1 protein-coding gene is annotated in these 892 nt (G+C 68.0%); it reads right to left on the minus strand.

Annotated features, from left to right (window positions below; translation table 11 throughout):
* Positions 1–886 (minus strand): NAD(P) transhydrogenase subunit alpha (locus tag AC1DMA_RS30105; protein WP_478146478.1); only part of this gene is annotated, 886 nt, incomplete at its 3' end.
* Positions 887–892: the final 6 nt, after the last annotated feature.

Below are 892 nucleotides of genomic sequence, written 5' to 3' on the forward strand. Positions count from 1 at the left end.
CATCGGGGCCCTTCCCCGCGGCGATGTCCACGATGACCGAACCCGGCTTCATCGACTTGACCATCTCCTCGGTGATGAGCGTCGGAGCGGCGCGCCCCGGGATCAGCGCGGTGCTGATGACCACGTCGGCGAGCGCGACGCGCTTGGCCACTTCGATCTTCTGGCGATCGAGCCAGCTCGGGGGCATGGGGCGGGCGTAGCCGCCCACGCCTTCGGCGGCTTCTTTTTCTTCGGCGGTCTCGTAGGGCACTTCGATGAACTTGCCGCCCAGGGACTCCACCTGCTCCTTGACCGAAGGGCGCACGTCCGAGGCTTCGATCACGGCGCCCAGGCGCTTGGCAGTGGCGATGGCCTGCAAGCCGGCAACGCCCACGCCCAGGATCACSACGCGRGCSGCYTTSACAGTRCCTGCRGCGGTCATCAGCATCGGGAAGAAGCGCTGGTACTTGTCCGCGGCCATCATCACGGCCTTGTAGCCGGCGATGTTGGCCTGGGAGCTGAGCACGTCCATGCTCTGCGCACGCGTGGTGCGCGGAGCGGCTTCSAGGGCAAAGGCCGTSAGCCCCGCCGATGCCAGGCGCTGCAGCCCGGGCGCATCGAAGGGGTTGAGCATCCCCACGAGCACGGCGCCCGGCTTCATCAGCGCGATCTCGTTGTCAGAAGGCGAGCGCACCTTCAGCACGATCTCGCAGCCGAGGGCCCCGGCAGCATCGGTGATCTCGGCACCCGCGGCCTCATAGGCGCTGTCGGTCAGGCTCGCCGCCACCCCCGCACCCGATTGCACTCGCACGGTGTGGCCCTGCGCAACCAGCTTCTTGGCGGTCTCCGCAGTCACGGCCACTCTGGTCTCGCCTGGCACAGTTTCGGCCGGCACGCCTATCAGCATGGAGGT

It is taken from the genome of Variovorax sp. 05N34 (genome assembly GCF_056397405.1).